At 63.8% G+C, this 18,272-nt stretch carries 18 protein-coding genes; 11 read left to right on the forward strand and 7 right to left on the reverse strand.

Going from position 1 to position 18,272, the window contains the following annotated elements; translation table 11 throughout:
- Window positions 1-21: 21 nt before the first annotated feature.
- Entirely contained in the window at window positions 22-1,491 is a 1,470-nt protein-coding gene (locus PPL01S_RS20370) for a right-handed parallel beta-helix repeat-containing protein (RefSeq protein WP_016391874.1), read from the reverse strand.
- A gap of 243 nt (window positions 1,492-1,734) precedes the next feature.
- On the opposite strand from PPL01S_RS20370, the gene PPL01S_RS20375 reads away from it, so the two are divergent.
- From PPL01S_RS20375 to def, 3 genes are all read left to right on the forward strand, one after another.
- Window positions 1,735-1,914, forward strand: coding sequence for a CsbD family protein (locus tag PPL01S_RS20375; RefSeq protein ID WP_016391873.1), 180 nt, complete (start codon window positions 1,735-1,737; stop codon window positions 1,912-1,914).
- A 146-nt stretch (window positions 1,915-2,060) separates the two neighbouring features.
- A complete protein-coding gene (locus tag PPL01S_RS20380) occupies window positions 2,061-3,014 on the forward strand; it encodes a YihY/virulence factor BrkB family protein (RefSeq protein ID WP_016391872.1) in 954 nt (317 codons plus the stop codon).
- Window positions 3,011-3,547 carry a peptide deformylase gene (gene def, locus PPL01S_RS20385; RefSeq protein WP_016391871.1) on the forward strand — a complete coding sequence of 179 codons (537 nt, stop codon included), beginning with the start codon at window positions 3,011-3,013 and terminating at the stop codon, window positions 3,545-3,547. The genes PPL01S_RS20380 and def overlap by 4 nt, the downstream gene beginning before the upstream one ends.
- On the opposite strand, the gene PPL01S_RS20390 is transcribed toward def, so the two are convergent.
- Window positions 3,502-3,951 (reverse strand): GNAT family N-acetyltransferase, encoded by a 450-nt coding sequence (locus tag PPL01S_RS20390; RefSeq protein ID WP_016391870.1) that lies wholly within the window; start codon window positions 3,949-3,951, stop codon window positions 3,502-3,504. The two genes, def and PPL01S_RS20390, sit on opposite strands and share 46 nt — an antisense overlap.
- A 273-nt stretch (window positions 3,952-4,224) precedes the next feature.
- On the opposite strand from PPL01S_RS20390, the gene PPL01S_RS20395 reads away from it, so the two are divergent.
- Window positions 4,225-4,482: a DUF2790 domain-containing protein gene (locus tag PPL01S_RS20395; protein ID WP_008098787.1), complete on the forward strand. Its 258-nt coding sequence runs from the start codon at window positions 4,225-4,227 to the stop codon at window positions 4,480-4,482.
- Window positions 4,483-4,566: 84 nt separating this feature from the next.
- Here PPL01S_RS20395 and PPL01S_RS20400 read toward each other — a convergent pair whose 3' ends face one another.
- Window positions 4,567-5,922: an aminotransferase-like domain-containing protein gene (locus PPL01S_RS20400; RefSeq protein ID WP_028625174.1), complete on the reverse strand. Its 1,356-nt coding sequence runs from the start codon at window positions 5,920-5,922 to the stop codon at window positions 4,567-4,569.
- A 91-nt stretch (window positions 5,923-6,013) separates the two neighbouring features.
- Between PPL01S_RS20400 and PPL01S_RS20405 the strand changes: the two genes are divergently transcribed.
- From PPL01S_RS20405 to PPL01S_RS20425, 5 genes are all read left to right on the forward strand, one after another.
- Window positions 6,014-6,985, forward strand: coding sequence for a threonine dehydratase (locus PPL01S_RS20405; RefSeq protein ID WP_028625173.1), 972 nt, complete (start codon window positions 6,014-6,016; stop codon window positions 6,983-6,985).
- Between the two features lie 216 nt (window positions 6,986-7,201).
- Window positions 7,202-7,627, forward strand: coding sequence for a YybH family protein (locus tag PPL01S_RS20410; protein WP_016391867.1), 426 nt, complete (start codon window positions 7,202-7,204; stop codon window positions 7,625-7,627).
- A 44-nt stretch (window positions 7,628-7,671) separates the two neighbouring features.
- On the forward strand, window positions 7,672-8,016 hold the full coding sequence (locus PPL01S_RS20415) for a YciI family protein (RefSeq protein WP_016391866.1): 345 nt from the start codon (window positions 7,672-7,674) through the stop codon (window positions 8,014-8,016).
- A 21-nt stretch (window positions 8,017-8,037) separates the two neighbouring features.
- Window positions 8,038-8,523, forward strand: a complete 486-nt coding sequence (locus tag PPL01S_RS20420) for an SRPBCC family protein (protein ID WP_016391865.1) — start codon at window positions 8,038-8,040, stop codon at window positions 8,521-8,523.
- The gene (locus PPL01S_RS20425) at window positions 8,523-9,761 is read left to right on the forward strand and encodes an RNA polymerase sigma factor (protein ID WP_016391864.1); all 1,239 of its coding nucleotides are present in this window, start codon (window positions 8,523-8,525) and stop codon (window positions 9,759-9,761) included. The genes PPL01S_RS20420 and PPL01S_RS20425 overlap by 1 nt, the downstream gene beginning before the upstream one ends.
- A gap of 41 nt (window positions 9,762-9,802) precedes the next feature.
- Here PPL01S_RS20425 and PPL01S_RS20430 read toward each other — a convergent pair whose 3' ends face one another.
- Together PPL01S_RS20430 and PPL01S_RS20435 are read right to left on the reverse strand one after the other, a co-directional pair.
- Entirely contained in the window at window positions 9,803-10,273 is a 471-nt protein-coding gene (locus PPL01S_RS20430; RefSeq protein WP_016391863.1) for a MaoC family dehydratase, read from the reverse strand.
- Window positions 10,274-10,306: 33 nt separating this feature from the next.
- Window positions 10,307-11,251 carry an alpha/beta hydrolase gene (locus PPL01S_RS20435; RefSeq protein WP_016391862.1) on the reverse strand — a complete coding sequence of 315 codons (945 nt, stop codon included), beginning with the start codon at window positions 11,249-11,251 and terminating at the stop codon, window positions 10,307-10,309.
- Window positions 11,252-11,459: 208 nt separating this feature from the next.
- On the opposite strand from PPL01S_RS20435, the gene fadD2 reads away from it, so the two are divergent.
- A complete protein-coding gene (gene fadD2 / locus PPL01S_RS20440) occupies window positions 11,460-13,148 on the forward strand; it encodes a long-chain-fatty-acid--CoA ligase FadD2 (RefSeq protein WP_016391861.1) in 1,689 nt (562 codons plus the stop codon).
- Window positions 13,149-13,448: 300 nt separating this feature from the next.
- Entirely contained in the window at window positions 13,449-15,146 is a 1,698-nt protein-coding gene (gene fadD1, locus PPL01S_RS20445; protein ID WP_016391860.1) for a long-chain-fatty-acid--CoA ligase FadD1, read from the forward strand.
- 96 nt (window positions 15,147-15,242) lie between these two features.
- Here the strand turns inward: fadD1 and PPL01S_RS20450 are convergent, their stop codons facing one another.
- A complete protein-coding gene (locus PPL01S_RS20450; protein ID WP_016391859.1) occupies window positions 15,243-16,550 on the reverse strand; it encodes an NAD(P)/FAD-dependent oxidoreductase in 1,308 nt (435 codons plus the stop codon).
- Window positions 16,551-16,578: 28 nt separating this feature from the next.
- Window positions 16,579-17,943, reverse strand: a complete 1,365-nt coding sequence (locus PPL01S_RS20455; protein WP_016391858.1) for a glutamine synthetase family protein — start codon at window positions 17,941-17,943, stop codon at window positions 16,579-16,581.
- Window positions 17,944-18,272: the final 329 nt, after the last annotated feature.

The raw sequence follows: 18,272 nt of genomic DNA on the forward strand, positions 1-18,272 counted from the left end.
GCCGGCGATTGGCCAGTTGCCTCAACGACGAATCGGCTGACTCAACTCGGAAGTCGCCCCATCGGTGGTCGTCACGGTCGCAGTGAAGCTGCGCAGCTCACCGGCGTTTTCCAAGGGCTGGGCAAACCGCGCCAGGCCTTTCTCATCGCTGTTCACCAGCACTTCCCCAAGATACTGCTCGGCTTCAGTCCCCTCGGCCTGGGCATTGCCAAACACCTCGACCCGCAGCAGGCTCGACGCCGGCCCTTGTACCTCGCCACGCAGCACATTGCCTTCCAGCGCCAGCAGCCGTGGTGCCGACTGATTGTGGTTGGGCAGCGGCTGACACGGCTTGGGCTCGCCCTGGGCATCGCAGATGATCGCCTGATCTTTCGCCGGCAGGTCCGCACCTACGCCGCGCGAGCCGACATACAAGGCGTGGGCCTGGGCCGGCACACCGAAGACGATGGCCCCGGTGCGCTGGTTGGCCACGCAGGAACCGCCTGCCTCGCAGCGCCGGATGTCCTGGCTGTTGGCCCAGATGCGGTTGCCGCTCAGGCGCGTGGCGGTGATGTCCGGCTCCGGGCGCAGGGCTACGCCGATACGGTTGCCATGAATCAGGTTGCCATCGAGGATGTTGCCTTCGCCGGTCACGCTGACACCGATCGAATTGCCGCTGAAGGTATTGGCGCCCAGGTAGTTGCGTTTGCCCCAGTTGATCTGCAAGCCGTCGGAGTAGTTCTCGAAGCGGTTGCGCACCACTGTGTTGTCATTGCCCAGCAGGATCTCGATGCCCTGGGAGGGTTCGGGGTTGGCTGCGGTCGAGCGGAACAGGTTGTCCGCCACCAGGTTGAACGCCGCGCCGCGGGTCAGTTCCAGGCCGTCGCCGTTGTCGATCAGCTGGTTGCGCAGCACCTTGTTGTTCACTGTGGTGGTGGCCGTGGGGTTGCCGGCACCGTCGTCGCCGGTGAGCATGATCCCGGCACCGCCCTTGTTGGCGACGATGCGGTTGTCTTCGATGACGTTGAGGCTTGCGCGGTTGACCAGGATGCCGATGCAGAAATTGCGCACCTCAAGGCCACTCAGGTGCACGCCCTGGGTATCACGCAGCACCAGCCCGGGGTTGGTGGTGGTGCGCACATTGGTGCCGAACTGGCCGGGCAGGGCACCGGGGCAGGTGCGTACACCCTGGTCCTTGATGTAGCTGGAGCCGTCGATGGCGATGTACTGACCGTCGCGTGCCCAGGGGAGGCCGGTAATACGCACCGGCCCCTTGATTTCCGGCAGGGCGCGGGTCGGGCGGATGACATAGGGGGCCTGGCCGACTGCGGCGATTTCGATTCGGTAATGGCCGGGTTTCTGGTTGCTGGTCTCGATGGCCCAACGCAGCGTGCCGGCCTGGCCGTCGTCGGAATAGCGGTTGACCTGCAAGGTTTCAGTGACCGGTGCGGCGGCGAGTGCAGGCAAGGGCAGCAGTGGCAGCAAGGCCGTGAGCAAGGGCATGAGGCGCATGGGTGCGGGTATCCGAAAGCTGTTGTTCTTGTCGTATGGCAGCCTGCTTGGGGCTGCCGTTTGCCGCGATTCTAGGCAGCCGGTCGGTATTGCACAGCGCCTTGGGGGTGATTTGGTGCGGTATTCGCCCGCAGATTCGCCGCTCGGCTCGAGCCGGGCAAATTGTTTGAAACTCCTGCGCAAGCGGCCCTGTCCACCGACTGTCGACACGGTCCACGTGTCTCCACTTGCAGGAGATTTGCCATGAGCGGCACTAAAGACAAAGCGAAAGGCCTGGCTAACGAAGCGGTAGGCAATATCAAGCAAGGCGTCGGCAAAGCCACCGACAACGAGAAGCTGCGCGCCGAGGGCAAGGCCCAGGAGCTCAAGGGCGAGGCGCAGCAGATCAAGGGCAACGTCAAGGATGCGGTGAAAAAGCCCTGATGATGCGCTGACGGTCCCGGCTGTCTCTCATGAGGCCGGGGCCGTTTTTTATGCAGGGATTTTTCTTCAATCATGGTAGGGAGCGGTACATCAGTCGTGTGGTCTATTAGACTGCCGGTACTGATCATGCGGCGAAAGGAGACGCTATGATTTTCCCCGACCTGCGCGGACTGCCCTTGCACCGTGTGCTGGTACGCACCGTTCATGAGTTTCTCGATGACGAGATGTCCACTTATGCGTCTGCGATGGCTTACCAGATGCTGTTTTCGCTGTTCCCTTTCCTGCTGTTTCTCATTGCCCTGATCGGCTTCCTGCACCTGCCGGATTTCTTCTCCTGGTTACGCCTGCAGTCCGAGCTGGTGCTGCCACCCCAGGCGCTGGAGCAGGTCAATCCGGTGATCGACCAGTTGCAGCAATCCAAGGGCGGCTTGTTGTCGGTGGGTATCGTCATTGCCTTGTGGACCGCCTCGGCCGGCGTGCGCCTGATGATGAGTGCCATGAATGCCGCCTACGACGTGCCCGAAGGCCGTCCGGTCTGGAAGCGCATTCCGCTGTCGATCATCTACACCGTCGGCATCGCCGGCATGCTGCTTGCCGCAGCGGCATTGATGGTACTGGGGCCGCAGGTGATGGAGTGGATCGCTTCGCAGGTCGGCCTGCAGGAAGTGGTGGTCACCGTATGGACGATCCTGCGCTGGCCGGCGATCATCATTCTGATGATGGTGGCGGTCGCGTTGATCTATTACGTGATGCCGGACGTGAAACAGAAGTTTCGCTTCATCACGCCGGGTTCCGTGCTGGCGGTCGTGGTCTGGATCATTGCGTCGCTGGGCTTTGCCTACTACGTGAAGACCTTCGCCGACTACAACGCCATGTACGGCAGCATCGGTGCAATCATCGTGCTGCTGCTGTACTTTTACATCTCCGCCGCCGTGCTGCTGCTGGGCGCTGAAATGAACGCCGTGATCGAGCACATGTCGACCGAGGGCAAGAACCCTGGCGAGAAGGATTTCGAGGGCACCAAGGCCAAGGAAACCATCACCGTGCTCGGCCATGAGCACCCCGTAGAGCCGCAACCTTCCGAGCCGAACCCCAGATGATCCGTGACATCCTCAAGATGGGCGACGAGCGCCTGCTGCGCATCGCCCCCCCGGTACCCGAGCACCTGATCGGCAGTGCCGAACTGCAGCAACTGATCGACGACATGTTCGAGACCATGCGTCATGTCGGCGGGGTAGGGCTGGCGGCGCCGCAGATCGGTATCGACCTGCAGCTGGTGATCTTCGGCTTCGAGCGCAGCGAGCGCTACCCGGATGCCGAGGCGGTGCCGCAGACCATCCTGATCAACCCGGTGATCACGCCGCTGACCACCGAGGTCGAGGACGGCTGGGAAGGCTGCCTGTCGGTGCCGGGCCTGCGCGGCGTGGTGCCACGCTACAAGCACATCAGCTACGCCGGCATCGACCCGCAGGGCGCGCCGATCAATCGCTTTGCCGACGGCTTCCATGCGCGGGTGGTGCAGCACGAGTGCGACCACCTGATCGGGCGCTTGTACCCGTCGCGCATCCAGGATTTTGCCAAGTTCGGCTACACCGAAGTGCTGTTCCCCGGGCTGGACGCAAGCGACGACTGAGTGCGCACCAGGGCGACCAGCTGTTTGCTGCGTTGGTAGCGTTGCAGGCGGCTTGCCAGTGATTCCGGCAGCGTGCCGGCGTGTTCGAAGCCGAGGCGCTCGTACAGCGCAACCAGGTCAGGATGGCAAAACAGCCAGGTGCTGCCCTCGGCCTCGGCCAGTGCAGCGTTGACCAGTTGCCCGGCCACGCCCTTGCCGCGTTCCTGCAGTGCGACAAACAGGCCGGTGAGCCAGTGGCCACCCTCCACTGGCCTGAGGCTCAGCCCGGCGACGATGCCAGGCGCCCGTGCCACCCAGAACTGGCCTTCATTGTCCGCACGCATGCGTGACTCTTGCTGGCGGTAGAAGTGGTCGAGCAGACGCCGTTCGGCGCCGATCAAGGGTGTGCAGTGCAGCGATGTCATGGATATTCCAGGAAAAAAGGTCATGCAGAGGCTCTGCGGCGGTACCTCAGGGGTAGTCTGTTGCTGATTGTTGCAGATCCTACAAGGGTGAATGTCCGACGGTGGGGTTCAACTATTCTGAACGGGGAGTAGAATTTTACTCGTCCCCCCTGGCAGTACGACAAAGCGGGATCGGTACTTCGTGTCATCTTCGCAGTCGATGACAACTTCTCCGCGCCAATGACGGCATATGAAGTCAATCGATCAGCTTGATTGCTTTGAAGGCCAAACACCATGAAACCATTACTGATTCTTGCATTGGTCGGTATGTCCTCGTTCGCCCTGGCGGATGAGGCCAAGCCCGTCTCCACCGAGCCTGTGGCCCAGCAGTACGACTACTCCATGAACCTGGACATCAAACGGGTGATCAACCTGTCGACGATCCCCAATGTCTGCGAAGTGGTGCCTGCGACCATGACCTATGAAGACCACCAAGGCCAAGTGCACACCATTCAGTACCGGGCCATGGGCGAGGGCTGCCAGCAGGGTTGATCCCATCCAACAGCTGCGCCACAGCGCTCGAAGCGGGTGGCGTACCTGTGGGAGCCGGCTTGCCGGCGATGCGGCAAGACCTGCCTACTGCGCCCCATCCCCTTTCAACACCTGGCACACCACCTCCAACCCCCGCTTCAATCCAGCCCGGCTATCCGCCGCCGACAAGCTGATTCGCACCGCTTGTACTTCGCTCGCGCCAATGGCGAACACGCTCGCCGGCACCACTTCGACCCCCTGCGCCCGACACTGCATCACTACCCTGTCAGCCCCCTGTACGGCCTTGACCCACACGTGTGGCGAGGGCTCGTTGGCGTTGTACAAGCAGTCGCCCAGCATCCTGCGCGCCAGGCGCCAGCGCACGGTGATTTCCTTGCGTTGCCAGGCCAGTCGCCGGGCCGCCGTACCGTCCTCGATCCACTGGCAGGCGATGTGCAGGTTCAATGGCGACACCGGCCAGTGACTGGCACCGGCATGGGGATCGACCTGCTCCAGCAGGCGCGGGCTGGCGACGATCCAGCCCAGGCGTAAGCCGGCGGCCACCGTCTTGGACAGGCTGCTGATGAGGATGCCGTGCTCCTCCAGCAACGGGTAGAGCGGCGGGTGATCGCTGAGTGCGCCGTACACATCATCCTCGATCACCAGTAGCCCCAGGCGCCTGACCACCTCGGCGATGGCCTGGCGGCGTGCGTCGCCCATGCAGGCGCCGGTGGGGTTGTGCAGGGCAGGGGTGGTGACCAGTACCCGTGCGCCGCTGGCGCGGGCGACACGGTCCAGTTCCTGCGCCAGCAAGCCCTGGTCATCCAGGGCCACGCCGTGCACGGGCAGGCGCAGTTGCCGACAGGCGGCCTTGATGCCAGGCGCAGTCAACGCTTCGAGCAGTACCGGCTCACCGGCCTGGCAGAACGACTGCAGCAGCAAGGTCAGGGCCTGCTGGGCGCCGCCACAGGGCAGCAACTGTTCGGGCGCAAGCGTCAGGCCGCGATTGCCGAGCCAGCGAGCGCCCTGGAGGCGGCCCAGCAGTAGCTGCTGCGGGCCGAGGTAGTGATCGAGCAGGTGCGTCTGCCCGCCTGCCAGCAAGGTCTGCAAGCTCGCCTGCAGGTCCAGGTTGGCAGGGTCGGCTACTGGCACGTTGGTCGACAGGTCGATCACCGTGCCCTGGTTGTCCTGCTGCTTGAGGCGAAACAGGGTGGCTTCGCGGCTGCCCGCCAGCACATAGGTGCCGCGCCCGACTTCGCCTGCCACCAGGTGGCGTGCCGCCGCTTCGCGATAGGCCTGTTGGGTAGTGCTGGGGTTGAGCCCCAGCTTCCAGGCCAGGCGGCGCTGGGGTGGCAGGCGCTCGCCGACCTTCAGCGAGCCGTCTTCGATGGCGCTGGCGATGGCGTCGACCAGCGCCAGATAGCGGGGTTGGCCATCATCGGCCAGTTGCGGCATCCACATGAAATTGCTGCCCATGCAATATAAGGATTTACCCATACAATGCCCGGCGCCTAGGATCGGTTCAACCTCGTATCGATGAAGGATGATCGCCATGTTCGACCTTGCCGCCCTGCGTGAAGCCGCTGCATTCGTCCACCAGCATGTTCCCGCCACCCCGCAGTACCGCTGGCCGCTGCTGGCCGGGCAGCTGGGCTGCGAGGTCTGGGTCAAGCACGAGAATCACGCTCCCACCGGGGCATTCAAGGTACGCGGTGGCCTGGTGTACGTACGCTCGCTGCTGGCCACTGGCAAACCGCCGCGTGGGCTGGTCACCGCCACCCGTGGTAATCATGGTCAGAGCATGGCCCTGGCCGCGCGCCAGGCGGGTGTGCCGCTGGTGATCGTGGTGCCCGAAGGCAACTCGAAAGAGAAGAATGCCGCCATGCGCGCACTGGGCGCCGAGCTGATCGAACACGGCGTGGATTTCGACGTGGCCCGCGAAGAGGCCGCCCGGCTGGCCGAAGAACTGGGCTACAGCATGGTCCCGTCGTTTCACCCGGAGCTGGTGCGTGGCGTGGCCACCTATGCCCTGGAGCTGTTCGAAGCCGTGCAGGGCCTGGACTGCGTCTATGTGCCGATCGGCATGGGCTCGGGCATCTGCGGGCTGATCCAGGCGCGCAATCTGCTGGGGCTGCAGACCGAGATCGTCGGTGTGGTTTCCAGCGCAGCCGATGCCTATGCGCAGAGTTTCGAGCAAGGGCACATCGTCACTACCCGCACCGCCGACACCTTTGCCGATGGCATGGCCTGCCGGGTGCCGCATCCCGATGCCTTCGACCTGGTTCGCCAGCATGCCGCGCGGATCGTGCGGGTCTCCGATGGCGAAGTCGCCGCAGCCATGCGGCTCTACCACGAGGCAACCCATAACACTGCCGAAGGGGCGGGAGCCGCGGCGCTGGCGGCGTTGATGCAAGAGCGCGAAAGGCAGGCAGGCAAACGGGTGGCGGTGGTGCTGAGCGGGGCCAATGTCGACCGTGCCCGCTATGCGCAGGTGCTGGCGGGTAGGCATGCGACGGCGGTGTAGGTGGAAGGGCATGGCGTCAATTTTCGGTTGCCCTCAAGATCGAGCGCCGCCCGCGCGGCGCTCGATCTTGAATGCCCTGAAAATGGCATGACGAACGCTTCGCGCATCACCGCCCATCGCCCGTCACATCTTCATGTCGATTATCCGCTCCTCTGTTCGACCAGTGTTGAAGGCACAGCAAAAGCCGTGACCACTCACTCATTCGGAGAGAACCCGATGAACCCCCAAGCCGAATCCGAAATCCGCCAACTGATCGAGCGCTGGATGCAGGCCGTGCGCGACCGCGACATTCAGGCCATCATCGCCCCCTATGCCGATGACATCCTTGCCTTCGATGCCATCCAGTCGCTGCAGTTCAAGGGCAAGGCCGCCTATCAGGCGCACTGGGAAATGTGCATGGGCTTTTGCACAGGCCCCATGGTGTTCGAACTGGCCGAGCTCACCGTGCATGCCGATGGCGACCTGGGCCTGGCCCACTGGCTGAACCGTTGCGGCCCGTCTGACGACGAAAGCCAGTGCGGCTTCATGCGCGCCACGGTGGGTTATCGCAAGACAGGTGGCCAGTGGCAGGTAATCCACGAACACTGGTCGGCCCCGTTCGACATGGAAACCCAGAAAGCACTGTTCGATCTCAAGCTTTGATCGCATATCGCCAAACGCACTTTGCCAATGCCCTGGAGACGATCATGAAATACCTGTGCCTGGTCTATTGTGACGAGGGGCTGCTGCACAGCCTGCCGGACAGCCCGGAAGATGCCGAATGCATGGCCTACGCCGAAACGCTGCACGGCTCTGGGCGAATGCTTGCAGCCGAAGCGCTCAAGCCTGTGCAGACGGCCACCACGGTGCGCATGCGCGGCGGGCAGATGAGCCTGACCGATGGTCCATTTGCAGAAACCAAGGAGCAGCTGGCGGGTTTTTACCTGGTCGATGCCCGCGACCTGAACGAGGCCCTCAACATCGCCAAAGGCATCCCCGCTGCACGCGTAGGCAGCGTCGAAGTGAGGCCAGTGCGCGACTTGCAACCCTGACAGCCAAGGAGAACAACAAGCATGAGCCTTGCCCCACTTGCACACGCGCAGCACGAATTGTCCATCAGCCGCCTGATCGATGCCCCGCCCGCCAAGGTGTTTCGTGCCTGGACCGAGCCCGAATGGCTGATGCAGTGGTGGGGGCCGCACGGCATGACGACGCCCGAATGCGAGATGCAGCTGTGGGTTGGCGGCCTTATGCGTACCTTGATGCGCGCGCCTGATGGCACCGAGTACCCGACCCAGGGCGTGTTCCTGGAGATCGCCGCGCCGCGTCGGCTGGTGTTCACCGACGCATTCGGCCCTGGCTGGGTACCTTCGGACAAAGCCTTCATGACGGCGGTCATCACCTTTGACGAGGAACAGGGCAAGACCCGTTACACCGCCCGGGCCTGGCACTGGAGCGCCGCCGACAGCCGTGCCCACGAGGAAATGGGTTTTTACCAGGGCTGGGGAGAAAGCCTGGACCGCCTGGTGGAGGTGGTGACCCGACGGATGCCGGACTGATGGCGCAGGAGGGGGCTGTGCGCGCTGAAGTCGAGGCGGTGTACCGCCGCGAGTCGCGCCGTATCCTGGCGACGCTGATCCGCTTGCTGGGCGACTTCGACCTGGCGGAAGAGGCCATGCATGATGCCTTCTTCATTGCCGTGGAGCGCTGGCAGCGCGACGGCATGCCGGACAACCCGCGCGCCTGGCTGGTGTCGGCGGGCCGTTTCAAGGCCATCGACGTGCTGCGCCGGCGGGCACGCTTCGACCGCTCTCAGGCAGAACTGATCATGCTGATCGAAGACCAGGGCCAAGACCCCAGCGAGGAAGAATTGCTGGCCGACGACCGCCTGCGATTGATCTTCACCTGCTGTCACCCGGCACTGTCTGCCGATGCCCAGGTGCCCTTGACCCTGCGTGAGGTCTGCGACCTGACCACCGAGCAGATCGCCCGGGCTTTCCTGCAGAGCCCGGCGACCATCGCCCAGCGCATCGTGCGCGCCAAGGCCAAGATCCGCGATGCGCGCATTCCCTACCAGGTGCCGGAACTGCACGAGCTGCCGGAGCGGCTGGAGAGTGTGCTGCGGGTGATCTACCTGGTGTTCAACGAAGGCTACTCGGCGTCATCCGGCGAGGGCCTGCTGCAGCAGGAATTGAGCGACGAGGCGATTCGCCTCGGGCGTTTGCTGGTGCAGCTGTTGCCGGACCCGGAGGCCGTCGGTTTGCTGGCGCTGATGCTGCTGCAGTCGTCGCGGCAACGGGCGCGCAGCGATGCCGAGGGCAACCTGGTGCTGCTCGACGAGCAGGACCGCAGCCTGTGGGACCACGAACAGATCAGGGAAGGTTGTGAGCTGGTGCGGCTGGCGTTGCGCAGCCGAGGGTTCGGAGCCTACACCGTGCAGGCGGCGATCGCTGCAGTGCATGCCGAGGCAGCGAGTGCCGATGAAACGGACTGGGCGGAAATCGTCGGGCTCTACGATGTGCTGTATCAGCATTGGCCGTCTGCCGTGGTGGCGCTCAACAGGGCCGTGGCGCTGGCCAAGCGGGATGGGGCGCAGGCGGGGCTGGTGGCGGTGGAGGCGATTCTGGCGAGTGGCGAGCTGCGGGACTATCACCTGGCGCACGCGGCGCGGGCGCAGATGCATCAGCAACTGGGTAACGTGGACGAAGCGCGGGCAGCCTGGGGGCGCGCACTGGAGTTGACGCGACAGGCGCCGGAGCGGCGGCATATCGAACAGCGGTTGCAGGCGTTGGAGTGAGGTGACTGCACCGGCCTCATCGCCGGCACAGAAAAAATTCATCAGCTGGCGATGAAATTCGGCGGCGATACCAGCTCGACCGTCTGCTGCTTGCGCGGCGCCAGGATCTCGGCCTCGCCCTCTACCACCAGCTCATCGTTCTGGTTGTACACGTTGGTGGCGATGCGCACCTTGAACTTGGGCAGCTTCTCGAGGATTTCCAGGCGCACGGTCAGGGTGTCGCCGATCTTGACCGGCTTCTGGAAACTCATCTTCTGGCCCAGGTAGATGGTCCCGGGGCCTGGCAGGGTGCAGGCGACCGCTGCGCTGATCAGCGCACCGCTGAACATGCCATGGGCAATGCGCTCGCGGAACATGCTCTTGGCGGCGAATTCGGCGTCCAGGTGCACCGGGTTGTGGTCACCGGACATGGCGGCGAACAGCTGGATGTCGCGTTCTTCCACAGACTTTTCGTAACTGGCCGTCTGGCCCACTTCGAGAGCTTCGTACGGCGTGTTGGTGACCTGGGTCATTGGCGTTTCCTTGGTATACGGACGAGGCCGCCATCATTCACTGCGGGCAGGGCGGCCAAGGGCCAGCGCCTGCTCCAGCCAGGCGAGGATATCGGCGGTGACCTCGTCTCGGTTGAGTTCATTCAGCACTTCGTGCCGCGCCTCAGGATAGACGCGCAGCTGTACATGTCGATTGCCGGTCGCGCGCAGGGCGTCGGCCAGATGGGTGAGACGCTTGCCGGCACTCACCGGATCACATTCGCCGCCGATCACCAGCAATGGCAGGTTCGGGTCGATCTGTGCCAGGTTCCTGACCTGGCTGATCTGCGCCAGGCCTTGCAGCAGATCGAGCCACAGCTGATTGCTGCAGCGAAAGCCGCAAAGCGGGTCTTCGACGTACTTGTCGACCTCGGCAGGGTCGCGGCTGAGCCAGTCGAAGGCCGTGCGATTGGGCTTGAAGGCCTTGTTGAACGAGCCGAACGACAGCCAGTCGATCAAGGCACTCTTGCCCAATGGCCCCTGGCGCCAGCTTTCCAGGCGCGCGATCAGGCGCGCCACGCGGTACAGCGCCGGGGGTTGCAGGTTGGAGCCACTGAGCACCGCGCCATGCAAGCTGCCACTGTGGTGCATCAGGTAAGCCTGGGCGAAGTAGCTGCCCATGCTGTGGCCGAACAGGAACAGCGGCGTGCAAGGGAACTGCTGGCCGATGTGCTGGGCCAGCGCACCGAGATCGTTGACCACGGCATTCCAGCCATGCCGCCGGGCGAACAGGCCGAGGTTGCCCAGCTCGGCGGTGCGGCCATGGCCGCGCAGGTCGGGCGCCAGCAGCGCATAGCCGGCATCGCTCAGGGCGTGCCCCAGGCGCTGGTAGCGCCCGGCGTGTTCGGCCATGCCGTGCGCCAGCAGCACCACCGCCTTGACCGGCGTGGCCGGCAGCCATTGGTGCACGTACAGGCTGCAATGCTCGCTGGCGGGCAGCCAGAAGGCGTCGTGGGGCATGGCGATTCCTTTGCGCAGGGATACGAGCACAGTGTATGCACAACCCCGCGGATTGCAGGAAGGGCACAAATAAGATTCACAATGTTAATGGCGGCACTTGGCGTATATGCCACCTGGGGCTTACCTGCTAACGTCGGTTCAACGCCTATTTGCCATCAGGCAGACAGGACAAGGGATCAAGCAGGTCAAGGCAGAGGAACAACAATAAATGCAAGCCGACTTCTGGAATGACAAGCGCCCGGCGGGCGTGCCTTCCACCATCGACATCCATGCATACACCTCGGTCGTCGAGGTATTCGAGCGCTCCTGCAAGCGCTTCGCCGACCGCCCGGCGTTCAGCAACCTTGGCGTCACCCTGACTTATGCCGAACTCGAACGCCATTCCGCGGCCTTTGCCGGCTGGCTGCAGCAGCATACCGACCTGGTGCCGGGCGACCGTATCGCGGTGCAGATGCCCAACGTCCTGCAATACCCCATCGCCGTGTTCGGCGCCATGCGTGCCGGGCTGATCGTGGTCAACACCAATCCGCTGTACACCGAGCGCGAGATGCGCCACCAGTTCAAGGATTCCGGCGCCCGCGCGCTGGTGTACCTGAACATGTTCGGCAAGCGGGTGCAGGAGGTGCTGCCCGATACCGGCATCGAGTACCTGATCGAGGCGAAGATGGGCGACCTGTTGCCGGCAGCCAAGGGCTGGCTGGTCAATACCGTGGTCGACAAGGTCAAGAAGATGGTCCCGGCCTACCACCTGCCGCAGGCCGTTTCGTTCAAGCAGGTGCTGCGCGAGGGCCGCGACCTGGCGCACAAGCCCGTGCCGCTGACCCTCGACGACATCGCCGTGCTGCAATACACCGGCGGCACCACCGGGCTGGCCAAGGGCGCTATGCTCAGCCATGGCAACCTGGTGGCGAACATGCTCCAGGTGCTGGCCTGCTTCTCGCAGCACGGCCCGGATGGGCAGAAGCTGATCAAGGAAGGCCAGGAGGTGATGATCGCGCCGTTGCCGCTGTACCACATCTATGCCTTCACCGCGAACTGCATGTGCATGATGGTCACCGGCAACCACAACGTGCTGATCACCAACCCGCGCGATATCCCGGGCTTCATCAAGGAGCTGGGCAAGTGGCGCTTCTCGGCCCTGCTGGGCCTGAACACGCTGTTCGTTGCGCTGATGGATCACCCTGGCTTTCGCCAGCTGGACTTCTCTGCGCTCAAGGTCACCAACTCGGGCGGCACGGCGCTGGTCAAGGCCACTGCCGAGCGCTGGGAAAGCCTCACCGGTTGCCGCATCGTCGAAGGCTATGGCCTGACCGAAACTTCACCCGTGGCCAGCACCAACCCATACGGCCAACTGGCACGCCTGGGCACCGTCGGCATGCCGGTGGCTGGCACGGCGTTCAAGGTCATCGATGACGAGGGCAACGAGATGCCCCTGGGCGAGCGAGGCGAGTTGTGCATTCAGGGCCCGCAGGTCATGAAGGGTTACTGGCAACAGCCCGAGGCGACTGCCCAGGCGCTGGATGCCGAAGGCTGGTTCAAGACCGGCGACATTGCGGTGATCGACCCGGATGGGTTCACGCGCATCGTCGACCGCAAGAAGGACATGATCATCGTCTCGGGCTTCAACGTATACCCCAACGAGATCGAGGACGTGATCATGGGCCACCCGCAGGTGGCCAACTGCGCCGCCATCGGCGTGCCGGACGAGCGTTCCGGGGAAGCGGTGAAGCTGTTCGTGGTGGCGCGCGAGGGTGGACTGAACGTGGATGAGCTCAAGGCCTACTGCAAGGCCAATTTCACGGGCTACAAGGTGCCCAAGCACATCGTGGTGCGCGAGTCGTTGCCGATGACGCCGGTGGGCAAGATCCTGCGGCGCGAGTTGCGCGACATCGCTTGAAGCAGCCGCAAGCGCTTAGCTGCAAGCGGCAAGTCAGAGCATCGGGCGCGCTCTGGCTTGCCGCTTGAAGCTTCAAACTCGAAGCTTTAAGTTAAATACTCTAAAAATGACTTGTATCGTTCATTGAGTCATTTATGTGACCATAAAGGCCTGATTTGGCCTCTAGGCGACCCCAGTCAAAGCTGTTACTCTCGGGCCGCTTTCAGATGATTCGGTTTGCAATGAACCGTCATCGCATATCAATAATAAACGCATCGACGCGTGAATCGAACTTCGCTGTTGCTGAAGGAGTGGGCTTCCATGATCGAAAATTTTTGGAAGGATAAGTACCCAGCCGGGATTACGGCGGAAATCAATCCTGACGAATTCCCCAATATCCAGGCGGTACTCAAGCAATCCTGCCAACGCTTTGCCGACAAACCGGCCTTTAGCAACCTGGGCAAGACTATCACCTATGGCGAGTTGTATGCCCAGTCCGGCGCATTTGCCGCCTGGCTGCAGCAGCACACCGACCTCAAGCCGGGTGATCGCATTGCCGTGCAGCTGCCCAATGTCCTGCAGTACCCGGTAGCGGTATTCGGCGCCATGCGCGCCGGGCTGATCGTGGTCAACACCAACCCGCTGTACACCGCCCGGGAGATGGAACACCAGTTCAACGACTCCGGTGCCAAGGCCCTGGTGTGCCTGGCCAACATGGCCCATCTGGCCGAGAAGGTCGTGCCCAAGACCCAGGTCAAGCACGTCATCGTCACCGAGGTGGCCGACCTGCTGCCGCCGATCAAGCGCCTGCTGATCAACAGCGTCATCAAGTACGTGAAGAAGATGGTACCGGCCTATGACCTGCCGCGTGCCGTGCGCTTCAACGATGCCTTGGCGCTGGGCAAGGGCCAGCCGGTGAGTGAAGCCAACCCGCAGGCCGACGATGTGGCGGTGCTGCAGTACACCGGCGGCACCACCGGCGTGGCCAAGGGCGCGATGCTGACCCACCGCAACCTGGTCGCCAACATGTTGCAATGCCGTGCGCTGATGGGCTCGAACCTGCACGAAGGTTGCGAGATCCTGATCACGCCGCTGCCGCTGTATCACATCTATGCCTTTACCTTCCACTGCATGGCAATGATGCTCATCGGCAACCACAACGTGCTGATCAGCAACCCGCGCGACCTGCCAGCGATGGTCAAGGAACTGGGCAAGTGGAAGTTCAGCGGCTTCGTGGGCCTCAATACCTTGTTCGTTGCCCTGTGCAACAACGAGGGGTTCCGCGCGCTGGACTTCTCGGCACTGAAAATCACCCTGTCCGGTGGCATGGCCCTGCAACTGAGCGTGGCCGAGCGCTGGAAGGCGGTCACCGGTTGCGCCATCTGCGAAGGCTACGGCATGACCGAGACCAGCCCGGTGGCGACGGTCAACCCGGCCGACGCCAACCAGGTCGGCACCATTGGTATTCCCGTGCCGTCGACCCTGTGCAAGATCATCGACGACAGCGGCATCGAAGTGCCGTTGGGCGAGGTGGGCGAGCTGTGCATCAAGGGCCCGCAGGTGATGAAGGGCTACTGGCAGCGTGAAGAGGCCACGGCCGAGATCCTCGACCGTGACGGTTGGCTGAAGACCGGCGACATTGCCCTGATCCAGCCTGACGGCTACATGCGCATCGTCGACCGCAAGAAGGACATGATCCTGGTCTCGGGCTTCAACGTTTACCCCAACGAGCTGGAAGATGTGCTCGTGGCCCTGCCGGGCGTGCTGCAATGCGCCGCGATCGGTGTGCCTGACGAGAAGTCCGGTGAGGTGATCAAGGTGTTCATCGTGGTCAAGCCAGGCATGACCCTGACCAAGGAGCAGGTGATGGAGCACATGCGTGCCAATGTCACCGGCTACAAGGTGCCGCGTTACATCGAGTTCCGCGATGCCTTGCCGACCACCAACGTGGGCAAGATCCTGCGCCGCGAACTGCGTGACGAAGAGCTGAAGAAGCAGGGGCTGAAGAAGATCGCCTGATCGTCTTCGCTGCCCTCGTCGCCGGCAAGCCGGCTCCCACATGGGTTGTACAAACCCGATGTGGGAGCCGGCTTGCCGACGTTAGGGCCATCGATATCAGCGCAGTTTTTCCAGCATCTGGTAGTACCACATCCCCGCCGCCAACAGCGGATTCCCCAGCAGGTCCCCCATCGGCACCTTGATGTGCTTGCACGCGGCAAAGGTATCGAACTTCTCCAGCGTTCCGGTCAAGGCCTCGGCCATGATCTCGCCCATGATGTGGCTGGTGGCGATGCCATGCCCCGAGTACCCCTGGCAGTACCAGACATTGTCCGACAGCTTGCCCAGTTGCGGGATGCGGTTGACCACGATGCCCATCGCGCAGCTCCACTGGAACTCGATCGGCACGCCCTTGAGCGCCGGGAACGTGCGTTCGATGCACGGACGCAGCTCACCTTCGATATCGCGTGAGTCCTTGCCCGAGTAGTTGGCGCCGCCGCCGAACAGCAGGCGCTTGTCGGCGGTCAGGCGGTAGTAGTCGAGGACGAAACGGCAGTCGTACACCGCCAGGTCCTGGGGGTTGATCTGCTCGGCCAGCTCACCCAGCGGCGCCGTGGTGACGATGCCGCCCATGGCCGGGAAGATCTTGCCCTTGAGCTGGCGCTTTTCCAGCTTGTGGTAGACGTCGCCGGCCAGCATCACCTGGCGTGCCTCGATGCGGCCGTGGGCAGTGACCACCGCCGGGCGCGGGCCATGGACGATGTCCAGCACTTCGGAATTTTCGAAGATCAGCGCGCCCAGGCTGTGGGCGGCGCGGGCTTCGCCGAGGCACAGGTTGAGCGGGTGCAGGTGCAGGTTGCGCAGGTTCTTCAGCGCGCCCAGGTACAACGGGCTCTGCAGATGATTGGCGACGGCTGCGCGGTCGAGCAGTTGCACCTGCTCGCCCATGCCGCGTCGCTGCGCCTCGGCCTCGAAGCTGCGCAGCTCATTCATGTGCGAGGGCTTCATCGCGGCGTGCAGGTGGCCGCGCTTGAGGTCGCAATCGATGCCATAGCGCTCGACCCGCTGCTCGATGATCTGGTGCCCGCGCCAGCGCAGGTGCCAGATGAAGTCGTCGACCTCGCTTCCCAAGCGCTGGCGCATCTGGGTGCGCATGGCCTCATCACCCGACAGGCTGCCGGTGACCTGCCCGCCATTGCGCCCGCTGGCCCCCCAGCCGATGCGGTTGGTTTCGACTATCGCCACCTTGAGGCCACGCTCGGCCAGCTCCACGGCAGTGGCCACGCCGGTGAAGCCGCCGCCGATGATGGCCACGTCGACCTGCACGGTGCCCTTGAGCTGTGAGTATTCGGTAGTGTCGTTGAGCGAGGCGCTGTAATAGGACGGCGCGCGCTGGGCCGGGCCGTTGTTGAATGCTGCGTTCATGGGTATTCCTTGTTAGATAGGGTAGGGCTCAGGCCTGGTGCAGGTACCAGCGCCAGTCCTGTTCGCTGACTTCGGCCATGAACTGGCGGTACTCGGCGCGCTTGACCTTCAGGTACACCCCGAGGAAGTCCTGGCCGAGCGCTTCCCTGGCCCATTCCGAGCGCTCCAGCGCGTCCAGGGCAGTCAGCCAATCGGTGGGCAGATGTTCGGTGGCCTGGGCGTAGCCATTGCCTTGCACCGGTGCGCCCGGGTCGAGCTGTTCGCGGATGCCGCGGTGGCTGGCGGCGAGGATTGCCGCCGCAGCCAGGTACGGGTTGGCATCGGCACCGCAGATACGGTGCTCCACATGGCGGCTGTTGGCCGGCCCGCCAGGCACGCGAAGGCTGACCGTGCGGTTGTCGACGCCCCAGGTCGGGGCCAGCGGCGCGTAGCTGTTGGCCTGGAAACGGCGGAACGAGTTGGCGTTGGGGCAGAACAGCAGCAGCGAGTCGCGCAGGTGGCGCAACATGCCGGCCACTGCCTGGCGCAGCAGCGGGGTGCCGGCCTTGTCTTCGCTGGCGAACAGGTTGTTGCCGGCGCTGTCGGCCAAGCTCAGGTGCATGTGCATGCCGGTACCGGCCAGCTGCGCGAAGGGCTTGGCCATGAAACAGGCCTGCATGCCATGGGCATGGGCCACGCCTTTGACCAGGCGCTTGTAGCGCACGGCCTGGTCCATGGCCTCCAGCGCATCGCCATGTTCCAGGGTGATTTCCACCTGGCCCGGGGCGTACTCGGAGATCGCCGTGCGGGCCGGGATGCCCTGGGCCTTGCAGGCGGCGTAGAGGTCGGCGAGGAACGGTTCGATCTGCTCCAGTTCGCGCAGGCCATAGACCTGGGTGCTGCGCGGACGGCCGCCGTCATTGTCCAGGGCCGGTTGCGGGCGGCCTTGGGCATCGCGCTTCTGGTCGAGCAGGTAGAATTCCAGCTCACAGGCCATCACCGGATGGTAGCCGTCGGCCTTCAGGGCTTCGACGGTGCGCAGCAGCACGTGGCGCGGGTCGGCGACGCTGGCCGGCAGGCCTTCGCTGGGGTGCATGCTGACTTGCACGGCGGCGGTCGGTACACGGCGCCAGGGCAGGCGCACCAGGCTGCCGTCCAGGGGATAGGCGCGGCAGTCGATGTCGCCGACGTCCCAGACCAGGCCGGAGTTCTCCACGTCATCGCCATTGAGGGTCAGGCCCAGGATGGTGCTGGGCAGCGGGCGACCGCTCTGGTACACCGCCAGCAGTTCCTCGCGGTGCAGCAACTTGCCGCGGGGTACGCCGTTGGCGTCGAGGATGAACAGTTCGAACAGTTCGATATCGGGGTTGTCGGCGAGGAAACGGCTGGCTTGCTCTACGGATGCAAAGTGCATGATGGATACGCTCGTGGGCACACAGGACCGCCGCTTGGTTGCGGTCCGGCTGAGTCAATCGGCCAGATGGAGGCCGGGTCTGGTCAGACTGGCGTGAGCGAGGTGTCCGGTGGGCGCGCGTGACGGCAGTGCCACAGGGCCCAGAAGGCGAGAATGACATGGACCAGCGGATTTTCACCGGCGCGGGTCCGAGCCTTCGGCAGCGAAGGGCGGGACAGCGGCGGGGCGATGGTCGGGGCGGGAATCATGCCTTCGATACTCACACGGGGCGTAATGTTGATTAAAGCAGTGAATGGCAACCTTCATATCGCACTTGGCTAAACATTCCC

The organism is Pseudomonas plecoglossicida NBRC 103162 = DSM 15088, assembly GCF_000730665.1.
In the GTDB taxonomy this organism is placed as follows: Bacteria; Pseudomonadota; Gammaproteobacteria; order Pseudomonadales; family Pseudomonadaceae; genus Aquipseudomonas; species Aquipseudomonas plecoglossicida.

Coding starts and splice junctions, on each gene's coding strand:
- PPL01S_RS20420 (WP_016391865.1), top strand. CDS start 8,038: ATGAGCCTTGCCCCACTTGCACACGCGCAGCACGAATTGTCCATCAGC.
- PPL01S_RS20430 (WP_016391863.1), bottom strand. CDS start 10,273: ATGACCCAGGTCACCAACACGCCGTACGAAGCTCTCGAAGTGGGCCAG.
- PPL01S_RS20425 (WP_016391864.1), top strand. CDS start 8,523: ATGGCGCAGGAGGGGGCTGTGCGCGCTGAAGTCGAGGCGGTGTACCGC.
- PPL01S_RS20415 (WP_016391866.1), top strand. CDS start 7,672: ATGAAATACCTGTGCCTGGTCTATTGTGACGAGGGGCTGCTGCACAGC.
- fadD2 (WP_016391861.1), top strand. CDS start 11,460: ATGCAAGCCGACTTCTGGAATGACAAGCGCCCGGCGGGCGTGCCTTCC.
- PPL01S_RS20375 (WP_016391873.1), top strand. CDS start 1,735: ATGAGCGGCACTAAAGACAAAGCGAAAGGCCTGGCTAACGAAGCGGTA.
- PPL01S_RS20450 (WP_016391859.1), bottom strand. CDS start 16,550: ATGAACGCAGCATTCAACAACGGCCCGGCCCAGCGCGCGCCGTCCTAT.
- PPL01S_RS20410 (WP_016391867.1), top strand. CDS start 7,202: ATGAACCCCCAAGCCGAATCCGAAATCCGCCAACTGATCGAGCGCTGG.
- PPL01S_RS20400 (WP_028625174.1), bottom strand. CDS start 5,922: ATGTGGATGCCGCAACTGGCCGATGATGGCCAACCCCGCTATCTGGCG.
- PPL01S_RS20405 (WP_028625173.1), top strand. CDS start 6,014: ATGTTCGACCTTGCCGCCCTGCGTGAAGCCGCTGCATTCGTCCACCAG.
- fadD1 (WP_016391860.1), top strand. CDS start 13,449: ATGATCGAAAATTTTTGGAAGGATAAGTACCCAGCCGGGATTACGGCG.
- def (WP_016391871.1), top strand. CDS start 3,011: ATGATCCGTGACATCCTCAAGATGGGCGACGAGCGCCTGCTGCGCATC.
- PPL01S_RS20395 (WP_008098787.1), top strand. CDS start 4,225: ATGAAACCATTACTGATTCTTGCATTGGTCGGTATGTCCTCGTTCGCC.
- PPL01S_RS20390 (WP_016391870.1), bottom strand. CDS start 3,951: ATGACATCGCTGCACTGCACACCCTTGATCGGCGCCGAACGGCGTCTG.
- PPL01S_RS20435 (WP_016391862.1), bottom strand. CDS start 11,251: ATGCCCCACGACGCCTTCTGGCTGCCCGCCAGCGAGCATTGCAGCCTG.
- PPL01S_RS20455 (WP_016391858.1), bottom strand. CDS start 17,943: ATGCACTTTGCATCCGTAGAGCAAGCCAGCCGTTTCCTCGCCGACAAC.
- PPL01S_RS20370 (WP_016391874.1), bottom strand. CDS start 1,491: ATGCGCCTCATGCCCTTGCTCACGGCCTTGCTGCCACTGCTGCCCTTG.
- PPL01S_RS20380 (WP_016391872.1), top strand. CDS start 2,061: ATGATTTTCCCCGACCTGCGCGGACTGCCCTTGCACCGTGTGCTGGTA.